Here is a 14705-nt window from a genome sequence, read left to right as displayed (position 1 = left end):
TGCCCCCGTACGGGAGGCGGGGTCACTCGGTGATGGTGCCGCGCAGATACCCGGCGGCGTGCGCGGCCCGCTCCCGTACGTCGGCGAGATCGTCACCGCAGACGTTGACGTGCCCCACCTTGCGGCCGGGCTTCACCGTCTTGCCGTACATGTGGATCTTCAGCTGGGGGTCGCGGGCCATGCAGTGCAGATAGGCGGAGTACATGTCGGGGTAGTCGCCGCCCAGCACGTTGCCCATCACCGTCCACGGCGCCCGGCAGCGCGGGTCGCCCAGCGGCAGGTCGAGGACGGCCCGCAGGTGGTTGGCGAACTGGGAGGTGACCGCGCCGTCCTGCGTCCAGTGGCCGGAGTTGTGGGGGCGCATGGCCAGTTCGTTGACCAGCACCTCGCCGTCCCGGGTCTCGAACAGCTCGACCGCCAGATGGCCGACGACGCCCAGTTCGTGCGCGATCCGCAGCGCGAGTTCCTGGGCATGCACGGCGGCGTCCTCGGCGAGCCCGGGCGCGGGGGCGATCACGGTGTCGCAGACGCCGTCCACCTGGACGGACTCCACGACGGGGTAGGCGACGGCCTGGCCGTGCGGGGACCGTACGACGTTGGCGGCCAGCTCGCGGGCGAAGTCCACCTTCTCCTCGGCGAGCACGGGCACGCCCGCCTTGAAGGGTTCGGCGGCGGCCGGGTCGTCGGCGCCGCGCACCACCCACACGCCCTTGCCGTCGTAGCCGCCGCGCACGGTCTTGAGGACGACGGGGAATCCGTCACCGTCGCCGGCCGCGGGGCCCTCGGCCGCGAAGGCGGCGACGTCGGCCGGTGAGCTGACGATGCGGTTGCGCGGCGCGGGGATGCCCAGCTCGCCCAGCCGGGCCCGCATGACGCCCTTGTCCTGCGCGTGCACGAGCGCGTCCGGACCGGGGCGCACCGGGATGCCGTCCGCTTCGAGCGCACGAAGGTGCTCGGTCGGGACGTGCTCGTGATCGAAGGTGATCACATCGCAGCCCTGCGCGAAGCGCCGCAGCGTGTCCAGATCGCGATAGTCGCCGACGACGACGTCGTTGACGACCTGTGCGGCCGAGTCCTGCGGAGTATCGGAAAGGAGCTTGAACTTGATGCCGAGCGGGATGCCCGCCTCGTGGGTCATACGAGCGAGCTGGCCCCCGCCGACCATGCCGACTACCGGGAACGTCACGCCACCAGGGTACGGGGCGCGTCACGGGCCCCCGCCCGCCCCTGCCGCCCCGGCCCGGCCCCGGCATCCTCCGCGCCCGGCTCGCCCGGCTCGCCCGGCTCGCCCCGGTTGGGCCGTGCGCCGGGGGTGGCCACCGCGCTCCGGAGCGCGGGAGCGGCGCCTTGCGGTCTGTCGTCGATGTCACGTCCCGCCCCGCCACCGGGCCGACCAGCGGACTTCCCGCCGCCCGCGTACCGGACCGCCGCCCTCGGGTGTGCGAAGTCCCCGCGGCGGTGAGACGATGCGAAGCCGGCCCCGAGCCGCGGCCCTGCCGTTCGCGCCCGGGGCCCCCCATGAGGCTGGTTAGCATGGGGCAGCCTCTGACGCCGACCGGAACGGGGCCGAAGCATCACTATGGGTGAGAGGCGCGCTATGCGCCCGAGACTGGAACGCCTGGTGGGCGAGCTGGTGAAGTTCGGCGCGGTCGGCGCGCTGGGCTTCCTCGTCAATGTGGCGATCTTCAACCTGTGCATCCACAGCTTCCAGCTCGCGCCCATCCGCTCCGGCGTGATCTCCCAGGTCGTCGCCATCGGCACCAACTACCTGGGCAACCGTTACTGGACCTACCGGCACATCGACAAGAACCGCATCCACCGCGAGACGATGCTGTTCTTCTTCTTCAGCGGTATCGGCCTGGTCCTGGAGAACGGCATCCTCGCCCTGTCCCACTACGGCCTCGGCTACACCTCGCCGCTCGCCGACAACGTCGCCAAGAACGTCATCGGCCTGTGCCTGGGCACCCTCTTCCGCTTCTGGGCGTACCGCACGTGGGTCTTCCGCGTGGGACAGCAGCAGGACGAGCGGACGGAGCGTGCGCCGCGGCGGGACGAGGCGGACGACGCGGACGGGGACGGCGCCGGCCCGGGCGCCGAGGGCCCCCTCCCGGGCAGCGTCTCAGGCGGTGTCTCGGGCAGCGTCTCAGGCGGTGTCTCAGGCAGTGGTGCCGGCCGCGTCGAGGTCGGCGGCGTCGCGGCTGAGGAACAGCGCGAAGACCGGCGGCAACTGCTGAAGTAGCTCCAGCCGGCCACCGTCCGCCTCCGCCAGATCCCGGGCGACGGCCAGCCCGAGCCCGGTGGAGTTGTGGCCGCTGACCGTCCGCTCGAACACCCGGGAGCCCAGCGCCTCGTCCACACCCGGCCCCTCGTCGGTGACCTCCACCACGACCTGGTTGCCGGTGACCCGGGTACGCAGCGCGACCGTGCCGTCGCCGTGCATCAGCGAGTTCTCGATCAAGGTGGCCAGCACCTGCGCCACCGCCCCCGGGGTGCCCACGGCGCGGAGTCCCGTCTTGCCCGAGCGGACCAGGGCCCGTCCCGCGCTGCGGTAGGCGGGCTTCCACTCCTCGATCTGCTGTTTGACGACCTCGTCCAGATCGAAGCCGACGGCCGAGCCCGTCCGCGGGTCGCGGGAATTGGTCAGCAGCCGCTGCACCACGTCGGTCAGCCGCTCGACCTGGGCGAGCGCGATGGTGGCCTCCTCCTTGACCACGGCCCGGTCCTCCGGCGCCTCGCCCTCGGAGGTCGCGATGATCTCCTCCAGCCGCATGGACAGCGCGGTCAGCGGGGTGCGCAGCTGGTGCGAGGCGTCGGCCGCCAGTCGCCGCTCGGCGGTGAGCATCCGCCCGATGCGGTCCGCGCTGGCGTCCAGCACATCGGCGACCCGGTCCAGCTCGGGCACCCCGTAGCGGCGGTGCCGCGGGCGCGGATCGCCCGAACCGAGGCGCTCGGCGGTCTCGGCGAGGTCCGTCAGCGGTGCGGCCAGCCGGTGCGCCTGGCGGACGGCGAGCGCGGCTGCGGCGATCACCGCGAGCAGCGCCACCGCCATGATGATCAGCAGGGTGCGGCCGACCTCCGCGCGCACCTCCGAGCGGGACGCCTGGACGGTGACGCGTTCGCCGTGCGCCCCGGTCTGCCGGGACTCCACGACCTCGCCGGCGGGCCGTCTGCCGACCTCGATGGTCTTGCGGTCGGGCATCTCGACCCGGATGTAGCGCACGTACCGGTCCTTGGAGGCGGTGACCCCGATCGACGCCTTGGTCACCCGCTCCCCCGCCATCAGCCGGCTCTCGACGGTGGACACGAGCCGGGTCGCCTCGGCCCGGACGTTGTCCCGGGTGCTGTTCTCGATGGTGCGGGACTCGACGATCACCAGGGAGATGCCGAAGACCGCGACGACGACGAGGACGACGGCGAGCGTGGACAGGATGAGCCGACGGCGCACGCGCGGGGGTCTTCCTAGCTCTTCTCGAAGCGGAACCCGACACCGCGCACGGTGGCGATGTAGCGCGGGTTGGCCGCGTCGTCGCCGAGCTTCTTGCGCAGCCAGGAGATGTGCATGTCGAGCGTCTTGGTGGACGACCACCAGGTGGTGTCCCACACCTCGCGCATCAGCTGGTCGCGGGTGACCACCCGGCCCGCGTCCCGCACCAGCACCCGCAGCAGGTCGAACTCCTTGGCGGTCAGCTGGAGCTCCTCGTCGCCCATCCAGGCGCGGTGGGACTCGACGTCGATGCGCACCCCGTGGGTGGCCGGGGGCTGGGCCGGCTCGGCGGGAGTGCCGCGGCGCAGCAGCGCCCGCACCCGGGCCAGCAGCTCGGCGAGGCGGAACGGCTTGGTGACGTAGTCGTCGGCGCCCGCGTCCAGCCCGACGACGGTGTCCACCTCGTCGGCACGCGCGGTCAGCACCAGGACGGGGAAGGTGTGGCCCTCGTTGCGCAGCCGCCGGCACACCTCCAGGCCGTCCATGCCGGGCAGCCCGAGATCCAGCACCACCAGGTCGATGCCCTCGCGCAGTGCGGCGTCGAGCGCGGTGGGGCCGTCCTCGCGGACCTCGACCTCGTATCCCTCCCGGCGCAGGGCACGGGCCAGGGGCTCCGAGATCGATGCGTCATCCTCGGCGAGCAGTACACGGGTCATGCACCGATGGTAGTCCGCGTGGCGGAACGCCAGGGGAAGACGGTGTGCTCCCGGGACGGCATTGACGATCTACAGGTGAAGTGGACACGCCACCAAGGAAAGGCGTGGAAGGTTCCCTGTTTCACCTGCGAGGTATGTCACAAGCCCTTCCCTGCTCCCCGCGCCGGTGACTTATGGTGAATGCACTCATGTAGTGAACGTCAAGGACTCCTGGCGCCACAGCAACATCGGCCGGGGGTCCTTTTCCGTGTACGGGATGGTCCGCCCCGCAAGCAGCGCCGCTGGAGAGTGCGGCCCCCGTAGCGCAACGGCAAGGAACACGCATATGGCGCCCAGCCTGACGAAGGACGCCCCCGGTACCACCGGTGGCAAGACCTTCTTCGGCCACCCACGAGGTCTGGCCACACTCTTCCTGACGGAGATGTGGGAGCGGTTCAGCTTCTACGGCCTTCGCGCCCTGCTTGTCGTCTACCTCGTGGCCGGCGGCCCCGACGCGGGCGAGGGCGGTGCGGGCGGCCAGGGCGGCGGTCTCGCCATGAACCTGGCCACCGCCACGGCGATCTACTCCGTCTACAACGCCATGGTCTACCTGCTGACCATGCCGGGCGGCTGGTTCGGCGACCGGCTGTGGGGCCCCCGCAAGACCGTCGCCATCGGCGCCGGGATCATCATGCTCGGCCACCTCACGCTCGCCCTGCCCGGCGAGGGGCCGTTCTTCATCGGTCTGGCGCTGGTCGCCACCGGGTCCGGCCTGCTCAAGGCCAACATCTCCAAGATGGTCGGCGACCTGTACAACGGGCCCGACGACCCGCGCCGTGACGGCGGCTTCACCGTCTTCTACATGGGCATCAACGCCGGCTCGTTCGTGGCGCCGTTCATCATCGGCACCGTCGGCCAGACCTACAACTGGCACCTGGGCTTCGCGCTGGCCGCCGTCGGCATGGCCCTCGGCCTGATCCAGTTCCTGCTCGGCTCGCGCCACCTGGACCCCAGGAGCAGCCAGATCCCCTCGCCGCTGTCGGCGCAGGAGAAGTCGGCCATGCTGCGCAAGTCGCTGCTGTGGCTGGTCGTCGCCGTGGTCTTCTACGGCGTCGTCGTCGCCACCGGCACCTTCACCCTCAACTGGGCGATGGTTCCGCTCACCGTGCTGGGCCTGATCATCCCGATCGGGATGCTGGTGCGGATCAAGCGCGACAAGGAGCTGAGCCGCGCCGAGCAGGGCCGGATGACCGGCTACATCTGGTTCTTCGCCGCCGCCGCGATCTTCTGGATGATCTACGACCAGGGCGCCTCGACGGTGCAGGCCTTCGGCGACGCCAAGACCTCCACGTCGATCATGGGCTGGCACTTCCCCTCGACCTGGTTCCAGTCGATCAACCCGCTGTTCATCATCCTGCTCGCCCCGGTCTTCGCCTCCCTGTGGCTGGCGCTCAACCGGCGCGGCAAGGAGCCGACGACCACCGGGAAGTTCGCCTTCGCGCTGGTGATGACGGGCGCCTCCTTCTTCGTCTTCATCCTGCCGATGAGCATGGCCTCGGACGGTACGAAGGTGAGCCCGCTGTGGCTGGTGCTGATCTTCCTGATGCACACCGTCGCCGAGCTGTGCCTCTCGCCGGTGGGCCTGTCGGTCACCACGAAACTGGCCCCCGCCAAGTACGCCAGCCAGCTGATGGGCGTCTGGTTCCTGGCCGTCACCGCGGGTGACAGCATCACCGGCCTGCTGTCCATCGGCGGCGCCGACCTGAGCACCACCGGGGTCGTCGCCGTGGAGGCCGCCTTGGCCGTGCTCGCGGGCTTCGCGGTCTTCATGTACCGCCGCCAGATCACCTCGACCATGAGCGAGGTGCAGTAGCCCGCCGCGCACTCACCCGGCCCCCTTCCGCCCCCTCGCGGGACGGAAGGGGGCCGTCGCGTTCCCGCCGCGCGGTGCGGCGCCGGTGGTCCCGACGCCGCCGCCGCGCGGTTCCGTCTTGGTGGCCCCGGCCCGCCGTTCGGCCTTGGCGGCCCCGGCCCGGCGCTCGGCCTTGACGGCCCCGGCCCGGCGTCGGGTCTTGGCGGTCCGGCCTTGCCGTTCGGTCTCGTGGTCCGGTCCCGCCGCTCGGCCTTGACGGTCCCGCCCCGCCGTTCGGCCACGACGGCCCCGCCGCGCCGTTCGGCCTCCTGGTCCGGTCCCGACGTCCCGCCTTGACGGCCCCGCCCCGACGTTCGGCCTCGTGATCCGGTCCCGACGTTCGGCCCTGACGGCCCCGGCCCGACGTTCGGCCCTGGCGGCCCCGGCCCGACGCTCGGCCTTGACGGCCCCGGCCCGACGACCCGTCTTGGTGGTCCCGCCGCGCCGTTCGGCCCTGACGGCCCCGCCGCGCCGTTCGGCCACGACGGCCCCAGCCCGACGACCCGTCTTGGTGGTCCCGCCGCGCCGTTCGGCCTTGGCGGCCCCGCCCCGACGTCAGGTCTTGGCGGTCCGGTCCCGACGTTCGGCCTTCGTGGTCCGGCCGCGCCTTCCCGGTCGCCCGGGGCCGTCCGGCGTTCCGGAGCCGTCTTCCGCCGTCCCGGGGCTGTCCGGTGGGACGGGGCGCAGGCGGTTGACGAGCAGCATGCCCAGCCGGAAGATCCCCGCCGGCACCACCACGCACAGCAGGATCCAGAAGAGGGTGACCCCCCAGGGCCGGCCCACGTCCCAGGGCTGCTCCGTCAGGGTGCGCCGGTCCAGCCGGGCCGCCACCGCGTAGTCACCGTGCGCACCGGCCGCCAGCTCGACATCCAGCTCGATCCGCCGCTTCTGGCCCGGATCGACGGTGCCGCGCCACTGCTGCCGCTCCCACTCGGGCGCCAGGACGCCGTGCGAGGTGCCCACCTCGAAGACCGGGTTCCTGGCCCGCTCGGAGCCCAGGTTGCCGACGGTCAGCACCAGCGTCCGCTGTTGCGGGGCACCGAACCAGTTGAGCACCCCGCTCTCCCCCTCCAGCCGCGCCGCCAGCACGGCCAGCCGGCCCCCGGAACGCCGTTCGGGCAGCGGGGCGACGGGATGGCCCGCGACCTTGAAGCCCGCGTCGGCCGCCGCGTAGTCGCCGGTCACCGTGGCGGCGCGCACCACGCACGGGCACGGCTTGGGCGGCTCCGCGACCGGCAGCTTGCCGGTGAAGCGGCCCTCACCGTCCGTGGTGACGGCACGTCCCTCCGCGTTGGCGCAGCTGTTGGTGCCGCCGATCGCGTTCTGGCCGCACAGCAGCAGGGTGAGCAGGGTGCCGGGCCGCCAGCCGCTGCCGCGCACCGTGACGGTGGCCCCGGCCCCGGCCTCGTCCTGGGAGAGGGTCAGCCGCGGCTTGCGCGCGGTCTCCGCCGGGGCGGGGCCGCCGCCCGCCGCCGAGGCGGAGGCCGCCGCCGGCAGCAGCAGCCCCGCGAGGGCCGCCACGAGACACACGGTCCGTCGGACGCTGGTCGTCACTTCGCCGCTCCCGTCAACTCGTGCTGTCCGCCGCTGCCGTCCCCGCGCTCCCCCGCCTCGTCACCGTCCGCCCCGCCGTCGTGGCCGCTCCGGCCGGCTCCCCGGCCGCCGCGCCCGCCGCCGGTGCGGCCCTCGGAGGGGCCGTCGCGGGCCGGGTCCGGGCCGCCGCCCGCACGCCGTCTGCCGCGCAGGTACCAGCCCGCGCCGCCCGCCCCGAGCGCCAGCAGCAGTCCGCCGGCCCAGCCCCAGGGCACGGCCGTGTACGAGGTGGTGGCCACGTCCCGGGCGCCGCCGTCCGCCGTGACGGTGAGCCGTACGTCGGCCACGTCCAGCCGGGGCGGATCACTCCAGCGCTCGTGGCGGGTGACCCGCTGGCCGGGCAGCAGCTCGACCGGCAGCGGACGGGACGCGTGCCGTGTCAGCGGCCCGAACAGCCCGTCCACGCGCACCGCCAGCCGGGGCCGCAACGCGGTGTTGCCCCGGTTGACCAGCGTGTAGCTGATCCGGGCCGTACCGTCGTCCCGACCCGTGACGGAGACGTCCTCGACGCCGAGCGCGGCCAGTGTCGGGCCGCTCACCCGCAGGTGGACGCGGACACCGGCGGTGCGCTCGCCGTCGCTGACGACGACCGCCGCGGGATGGTCCCCCGGCACGGCCTCGCGGGGCACCGTCACGCTGAGCGGCACCTGGGCGCGGGTGCGCGGCGGCACCTCGACGGTGTCCCGGGCGAGCGCCAGCCACTTCCCGGCCCCCTCGCTGCGGCCCTCCTCCCGGACGGCGAAGTCGCCGCCGCCCCGGTTGTAGGCGTCGGCACCGCGCAGCCGGAACGTACGGGGGCGGTCACCGGGGTTGGTCAGGGCCAGCACATCGGTGAGCACGGTGCCGGGCGGTCCCTCCAGATAGAAGAAGGACCGCGCGTCCGCCGTGGGCGCCCCCTCCGGTGGCTGCGGCGCCGCCGTCCAGGAGTCGCCGTCCCGGTCCGCCCCGGCGCCCACGCCGCTCGCCGCCCCGCACACCCACAGCAGGGCGAGCAACAGTCCTAGCAGCCCCCGCGCCACCGTCCGCCCGGCGCCGGGGTGCGGGGCCGGCGTGGCACGGGGACGCGGGGGTGCGGCTCGCATCGGCACGGGTCAGGGCCGGACCGCGGCCCTGCGCCGGGTGACCCACAGGGCGCCTCCGACGCCGGCCAGGAGCACGGTCCCGCCGAGGGTGCCCAGGGCCACCGCCGAGTCGGTGGGTCCGGTCTTGGGCAGCTCGCCGCCGCCGGAGGCGCCCCCTGACGTGGAGGCCGACCCGCCGCCGGCCGTGGCGCCGCCCGTACCGCCGTCCGAGCCGCCGCCCGTCGCCCCGCCGGAACCGCCCGACCCGCCGTCCGAGCCGCCGCCGCCCGCCGCGGTCACGTCCAGGGTGAGGGAGGGCTTGGGGTTGTTCTTGGGCTCACAGGTGGTGGTGGTGCCCAGCGCCTTGATGGTGAGGGTGCTCGCGGTGAAGGTGACCTTGCCGGTCTTCTTCGGCGTGTAGGTGCCGGACAGGTCCGGGATCTTGATGGGTGTGTTGGCGGGGATCTTCTCCTCGTTGGGCGGGCCGCTCACGGAGACGGTGCCGGTCTCCGCACCGCCCAGCTTGATCTTGGCGCTGGGGTTCATGGCGCCCTTGCCCAGCTCGATGGGGCTGGAGGAGACGCCCTTCTCGAAGGACATGGTGAGCTTGTAGCCGCTGCCGCTCTTGACGCCCTTGATGTCGATGGGCGAGACGGCGCCCTTGTCACCGATGGGCGTCTTGCACTGGTAGTCCACGTCGACGGTCGTGGCGCTCGCGGCCGGGGCCGTCAGCAGCACGGCTGATCCGGCGACGAGGGCCGCCACCGCCGTGGCGGCGACCGTGCGGGCGGAGTGTGGCTTGCTGTGGGACACGGGGGTTCCCCCTTCATCCGGACTCGCAAGTTACTGACGACACATCAGATTCGGCTGCCGACAGTAGCCCCGCCCCCTTGCCGAGGGAAGAGAGTTCGCACCGCGTGCGCGAAAACGTCAGGGCCCGGTGGCCACTGTGGCCACCGGGCCCTCGTCGTACGCAGGGGCTCCGCGGTACGCGTCAGCTGGGCGCCGCCAGCTCCGCCCACACGGTCTTGCCCGGTCCGTCCGGATTGCGCACCACACCCCAGTCCAGACACAGCCGCTGGACGATGAACATGCCGTGCCCGCCGGGCCGCCCGGCCCGGTGCGGGGTGCGCGGGGCGGGGGAACCGCTGCCCAGATCGACGATCTCCAGCCGGAGCACCTTGGAGTCGGCGCCGACGCGCAGCTCCTCGGGCCCGTTGGCGTGCAGACAGGCGTTGGTCACCAGCTCCGAGACGACGAGCAGCACATCCTCGGCCGCGGCCCGCTGATCGGCCGTGGCCGCGGGCAGCCAGCCCCAGTCGTGCAGGGCCTGGCGGGTGAAGTCCCGCGCGCGGGGCACGGCACCACTCGCTCCGACCAGCCGCAGCCTGCGTACCTGCCGCATCGGCCGGCTCGGCTGGCGTGCGGCTCCGGCGGCGGCCGAGGCCGCACTCTCCGCAGCGGTCCCCATGGCGCCTTTCCCCCCTTCGGGTTCGGGTGCGGACGTGGAAGCAGCCGCGGAATTCAAGACTCCGGAGATCGGCCCACGCCCAGTATCCGTACCGGCCCGCACCTGCGCGTCAGCGGCCCCCGCCTCGACGGAAGGGCCCCCGTCGGACGGCACCGCGACCGGGCCGGCCCCCGCCTCGGCGGGCCGCTCCCCCGCGGTCCGAGCCCGCGCGTCCCCGGCCGCGCCGCACCCCGGGCCCGCGGTCGCCGGAGTGCCATCCGGCTCCGGACCGCGGTCGCCCGCCGGTTGCGGCCGGGTGGTGCTCATCAGTGGTTCACCTCACCGATCACCGGTTCACGATTCGCCGTCCCACGTCGGCCCGCCACCGGCGGACCCTTGACGCGCTGTACACGAATGACTGACAGATTCGTTGGACTCCTGCCCGGACGCACCGTGAGAACACTTACGGATTGAGCCGGACCTGTGTGATGCGTGCAACGCGCTGGTCACGCGTCGGGCTGGGGTGACGCGCCCGACGGGTGCCGGAGCGCCGACGCGAGATCCTCGTGCACGGTGAAGACCGCGTTGGCCCCCGTGATCTCGAAGACCCGCGCGACCACCGGCTGCATCGCCGCCAGGTGCACACCGCCCCCCGCGGCCTCCGCCTTCAGCCGGGCGCCGAGCAGTACGTTCAGCCCCGTGGAGTCGCAGAACTCCAGCCGCGAGCAGTCGACGACGAGACGGCTGTACCCGTCGTCGACGCTGCGCTCCAGAGGCTCGCGCAGCAGTTCCGCGGTGTGATGATCGAGCTCACCGTCCGGGGTCACCACGGCACTCTCTCCCTCGTGCCGTACGTCGACCGTCAGCCGGCCCCGGCTTGTGCTGCCGGGCATCCCGCGGTCCATGCACACCCCTTCTGATCGCGTGAGGGCCTTCACTGCTTCCCCCGTGAGGCGGTTCGAACCCTACGCCCTCGGCGGCGTTACCGGTAGCCGAACATTGCACGAAACCGGACGTCACGGGACGTAACGAACTTGCTCTGCCTGTGGAGAAACAGGTAGGTCTAGTACAGATACCGAACCAACGTCGGCCTTGGAGGCGCCGCACCCCGTAGTGCACGTCACGGCTTCGGCAGCCATATGCCGAGAAACCATGGAGGACAGCCATGTCACCCCGGCTCGCCAACGGGATATCCGACCCCGCCCAGACGCAGGTCGCGACCACTCCCGCCGTCCCGGAGCAGTTCAGCCCGGACCAACTGCCGGATCCCCAGTCCCTGCCCATCGACGTCCCCGACGGTGACCGGGCGAGCACGGAAGCGATCGCCGAGGCGGTGGAAGCCGACCTCTTCGACCAGCTCCAGCTCCCTGAGATCCCACCCTATGACGAGGTCGGCCCGCTGGACGCGCGGGCCCTGTCCAAGACGCTCTTCCGGCGCCTGGAGACCCTCGAAGAGGGCACCCACGAGTACGCGTACGTCCGCAACACGCTCGTCGAACTCAACCTCGCACTGGTGAAGTTCGCCGCCTCCCGGTTCCGCTCCCGCAGCGAGCCCATGGAGGACATCGTCCAGGTCGGCACCATCGGCCTGATCAAGGCGATCGACCGGTTCGAACTCGACCGCGGCGTCGAGTTCCCCACCTTCGCGATGCCGACCATCGTCGGCGAGATCAAGCGTTTCTTCCGCGACACGTCCTGGTCGGTGCGCGTACCCCGCCGCCTCCAGGAACTCCGGCTCGACCTGGCCAAGGCCGGCGACGAACTCGCCCAGACCCTCGACCGCGCACCGACCGTCGAGGAACTGGCCAAGCGGCTCGACATCTCCACCGAGGAAGTCGTCGAAGGCATGGCGGCGAGCAACGCCTACACCGCCAGCTCGCTCGACGCCCAGCCCGAGGAGGACGACAGCGAAGGGGCCCTGGCCGACCGCATCGGCTACGAGGACCACGGACTCGAAGGCATCGAGTACGTCGAATCCCTCAAACCCCTGATCGCCGAACTCCCCGCCCGCGACCGCAGAATCCTCTCCCTGCGTTTCGTGGCGAACATGACCCAGTCGGAGATCGGCGAGGAACTGGGCATCTCCCAGATGCACGTCTCCCGTCTCCTCTCGCGCACCCTGGGCAAGCTCCGCAAGGGGCTGTTGGTCGAGGAGTGACGCGGGGCGCCGCACACCTTCGGGTGTGCACGGCGACTCCGCGTGCCGAGGGCCCGGCCGGACCCGTCCCACGTCCGGCCGGGCCCTCGGCCTTTCCGCACGCCGGAACCTCGGCCTTTCCGCACACCGGGACCTCGGGCCCTTCGGCATGCCGGGACCTCGGTTTCCCGGGCGCCGGGACCTCGGTTTCCCGGGCGCCGGGACCTCTGCCCTCCGGCACGCGAAGTCCTGGGCTTTCCGGACGCCGGGCGCCCGGCCGTTCCGCACGCCCGGCCCTCGGCATTCCGGGCACCCGGCCCTCGGCCCTCCGGCACGCCCGGCGGCCACCCGGCGCCGGGCCGTGACCGTCCGGCGAGCGTGGGCCCATGCCACGTGTCCGCCGCTCAGTCCGGTGGGGGGCCGTGCAGCGCGTCGTCCAGGATGCGCTCCAGGGTGCTCAGATCGGCCTGGGGCAGACCCCGCAGCGCCGGCGGCGGGGTGTCGGTGATCCGCCTCATCTCGGCCACCGCGCGGGCCCCCGCCTCGGTGACCTCCACCAGCTTGGAGCGGCGGTCGGCCGGGTTCGGCTCCCGGGTGACGAGGCCGCGCCGCACCAGGTGGTCGACGGCCAGCGTGGTGTAGGGGGCGTCCGCGTACAGTGCCGCCGCCAGCGCGCTCAGGGTGAGGGGGCCCTTGTCGGCGATACGGCGCAGCGCCTTGGCCCGGAAGTAGCTCATGCCGAGTGTCTCCGTGACCTGTCTGCGCACATCGGCGGCCTCCAGCACGAGATGGCACAGCTCGCGCCAGACCCGGGCGGCGGTCTCCTCGGCCCCGCCCTCCTCCCGCGATGCCGCCGCCGCACTCTCTTCGCGGGCGCGGAGTGCTTCGCTCATCCCGCCGCCGCCTCGCTCCCGGCGCGGTCCGCCGCCCGCGGGGAAGGCGCCTGGGGGCTCTCGTCACCGAGCAGATGGGCGGTGCGCCGCGCGGTCCCGCGGGCCCACCGGCCGGTGGTCAGCGCGCCCAGCGCCAGCACGGAAAGGCCGCAGCCGGCCAGGATCCACCAGGCGGTGCGCTGCGCGTCCTGGAACCCGGCGGCATCGCCCAGGCCGCCGGCCCGGCCCGTGGTCGCCGCCGCCATCACCGCGCCGATGACGGCCACGCCCAGGGAGGAGCCGACCTGCCGGCTGGTGGAGGCCAGTGCGGCGGCGACCCCCGCCTGGGCGCGCGGCATCCCGGAGACGGCGGTGTTGGTGATCGGCGCGTTGACCAGGCCGAAGCCGATGCCGAACAGGACGTAGCCGACGAAGAGCACCCACAGCGGCAGGTCGGCCGAGGCGGTGCGGGCGAAGAGCAGTCCGCACGCCGTCATCCCGGCGCCGGCCGCCAGCAGCGGCAGCCGGGGGCCGCGGCTGCCCACCAGCCGGCCGGACAGCGGGGCGAAGACCAGCGTCATCACGGCCATCGGCAGAGTGCACAGCCCGGCGTGCAGTGCGCTCATCCCGCGTACCTCCTGGAGGTAGAGGGACGTCAGGAACAGGAAGCCGCCGAGAGCCGCGAACGCGCACACGGCCACCGCCGTGGCGCCCGCGAAGGGGACGCTGCGGAAGAAGCGGAAGTCGATCAGCGGCTCGGTGCGGCGCGACTCGTAGACCAGCAGACCCGCCAGGGAGAGCACGGCGGCTGCCGCGCAGCCCAGCACCAGCGGGGAGGCGGCCCCCTGGTGCGGGCTCTCGATGATGCCCCAGGTGAGGGCGCCCAGCAGGACGACCATCAGGAGCTGGCCCACCGGGTCGGGGCGGCGGGCGCGCGGCGCACGGGACTCGGGGACGTACCGCGTGGTCAGCAGCAGTGCGGCCAGGCCGACCGGGACGTTGACCCAGAAGATGGCCCGCCAGCCGCTCACCTCGACCAGGAGCCCGCCCAGGATGGGGCCGGCCGCCATGCTGATGCCGACGACGCCGCCCCACACGCCTATGGCGCGGGCCCGCTCACGGGGTTCGGTGAAGGTATTGGTGATGATCGACATGGCGACGGGGTTGAGCATCGAGCCGCCCACCGCCTGGAGCGCGCGGGCGGCCACCAGCCATCCGAGCCCCGGCGCCAGGCTGCACAGCAGCGAGCCGAGCACGAAGAGGCCCAGGCCCCAGCGGAAGACGCGGCGCCGCCCGATCCGGTCCGCCGTCGAACCGGCCAGCATCAGCAGGGCCGCCAGCACGAGGGTGTAGGCGTCCACCACCCACTGGAGCCCGGAGACCGAGGCGTGCAGATCGGCGCGGATGTCCGGCAGGGCCACGTTGAGGGCCGTGGTGTCCAGGCTGACGATCAGCAGCGACATGCAGCAGATCGCGAGCACCAACGCCCGGCGGCGCGGGCTGAGTTCGGTGTCGGTCAACGGGCCCCCCGTTTGCTTGTACTTCCACAACCTTTGTGAGT

At 72.9% G+C, this 14705-nt stretch carries 13 protein-coding genes; 3 read left to right on the top strand and 10 right to left on the bottom strand.

Annotation, left to right across the window (positions count from 1 at the left end; genetic code table 11):
* Window positions 1-22: 22 nt before the first annotated feature.
* Window positions 23-1165, bottom strand: coding sequence for a 5-(carboxyamino)imidazole ribonucleotide synthase (locus tag IO40_RS0114415; protein ID WP_030406381.1), 1143 nt, complete (start codon window positions 1163-1165; stop codon window positions 23-25).
* A 432-nt stretch (window positions 1166-1597) separates the two neighbouring features.
* On the opposite strand from IO40_RS0114415, the gene IO40_RS34845 reads away from it, so the two are divergent.
* Window positions 1598-2239, top strand: a complete 642-nt coding sequence (locus tag IO40_RS34845) for a GtrA family protein (RefSeq protein ID WP_016472725.1) — start codon at window positions 1598-1600, stop codon at window positions 2237-2239.
* Here the strand turns inward: IO40_RS34845 and IO40_RS0114405 are convergent.
* Window positions 2156-3445, bottom strand: coding sequence for an ATP-binding protein (locus IO40_RS0114405; protein ID WP_016472724.1), 1290 nt, complete (start codon window positions 3443-3445; stop codon window positions 2156-2158). The two genes, IO40_RS34845 and IO40_RS0114405, sit on opposite strands and share 84 nt — an antisense overlap.
* A 14-nt stretch (window positions 3446-3459) precedes the next feature.
* The gene (locus IO40_RS0114400) at window positions 3460-4140 is read right to left on the bottom strand and encodes a response regulator transcription factor (protein WP_016472723.1); all 681 of its coding nucleotides are present in this window, start codon (window positions 4138-4140) and stop codon (window positions 3460-3462) included.
* A gap of 325 nt (window positions 4141-4465) precedes the next feature.
* Between IO40_RS0114400 and IO40_RS0114395 the strand changes: the two genes are divergently transcribed.
* Entirely contained in the window at window positions 4466-5992 is a 1527-nt protein-coding gene (locus IO40_RS0114395; protein WP_016472722.1) for a peptide MFS transporter, read from the top strand.
* Between the two features lie 594 nt (window positions 5993-6586).
* On the opposite strand, the gene IO40_RS0114385 is transcribed toward IO40_RS0114395, so the two are convergent.
* From IO40_RS0114385 to IO40_RS0114365, 5 genes are all read right to left on the bottom strand, one after another.
* Complete coding sequence (locus IO40_RS0114385) at window positions 6587-7585, bottom strand: neocarzinostatin apoprotein domain-containing protein (protein ID WP_030406384.1); 999 nt, start codon at window positions 7583-7585, stop codon at window positions 6587-6589.
* Window positions 7582-8706 (bottom strand): COG1470 family protein, encoded by a 1125-nt coding sequence (locus IO40_RS0114380; RefSeq protein ID WP_016472720.1) that lies wholly within the window; start codon window positions 8704-8706, stop codon window positions 7582-7584. The genes IO40_RS0114385 and IO40_RS0114380 overlap by 4 nt, the downstream gene beginning before the upstream one ends.
* Window positions 8707-8715: 9 nt before the next feature.
* Window positions 8716-9498: an LPXTG cell wall anchor domain-containing protein gene (locus IO40_RS0114375; RefSeq protein ID WP_031175519.1), complete on the bottom strand. Its 783-nt coding sequence runs from the start codon at window positions 9496-9498 to the stop codon at window positions 8716-8718.
* Window positions 9499-9679: 181 nt separating this feature from the next.
* On the bottom strand, window positions 9680-10156 hold the full coding sequence (locus tag IO40_RS38775) for an ATP-binding protein (RefSeq protein WP_016472718.1): 477 nt from the start codon (window positions 10154-10156) through the stop codon (window positions 9680-9682).
* Window positions 10157-10641: 485 nt separating this feature from the next.
* Window positions 10642-11040, bottom strand: a complete 399-nt coding sequence (locus IO40_RS0114365) for an STAS domain-containing protein (protein ID WP_030406387.1) — start codon at window positions 11038-11040, stop codon at window positions 10642-10644.
* 260 nt (window positions 11041-11300) lie between these two features.
* Between IO40_RS0114365 and IO40_RS0114360 the strand changes: the two genes are divergently transcribed.
* On the top strand, window positions 11301-12293 hold the full coding sequence (locus IO40_RS0114360; RefSeq protein WP_016472716.1) for an RNA polymerase sigma factor SigF: 993 nt from the start codon (window positions 11301-11303) through the stop codon (window positions 12291-12293).
* Between the two features lie 383 nt (window positions 12294-12676).
* Here the strand turns inward: IO40_RS0114360 and IO40_RS0114355 are convergent, their stop codons facing one another.
* Both IO40_RS0114355 and IO40_RS0114350 read right to left on the bottom strand, forming a co-directional pair.
* Entirely contained in the window at window positions 12677-13165 is a 489-nt protein-coding gene (locus IO40_RS0114355; protein WP_031175518.1) for a MarR family winged helix-turn-helix transcriptional regulator, read from the bottom strand.
* A complete protein-coding gene (locus IO40_RS0114350; RefSeq protein WP_167344770.1) occupies window positions 13162-14607 on the bottom strand; it encodes an MFS transporter in 1446 nt (481 codons plus the stop codon). Before IO40_RS0114350 ends, IO40_RS0114355 begins: the two co-directional genes overlap by 4 nt.
* Window positions 14608-14705 lie beyond the last annotated feature (98 nt).

The organism is Streptomyces albus subsp. albus, assembly GCF_000725885.1.
Classification (GTDB): Bacteria; Actinomycetota; Actinomycetes; order Streptomycetales; family Streptomycetaceae; genus Streptomyces; species Streptomyces albus.
This window is presented reverse-complemented; position numbering and strand designations above follow the sequence as displayed.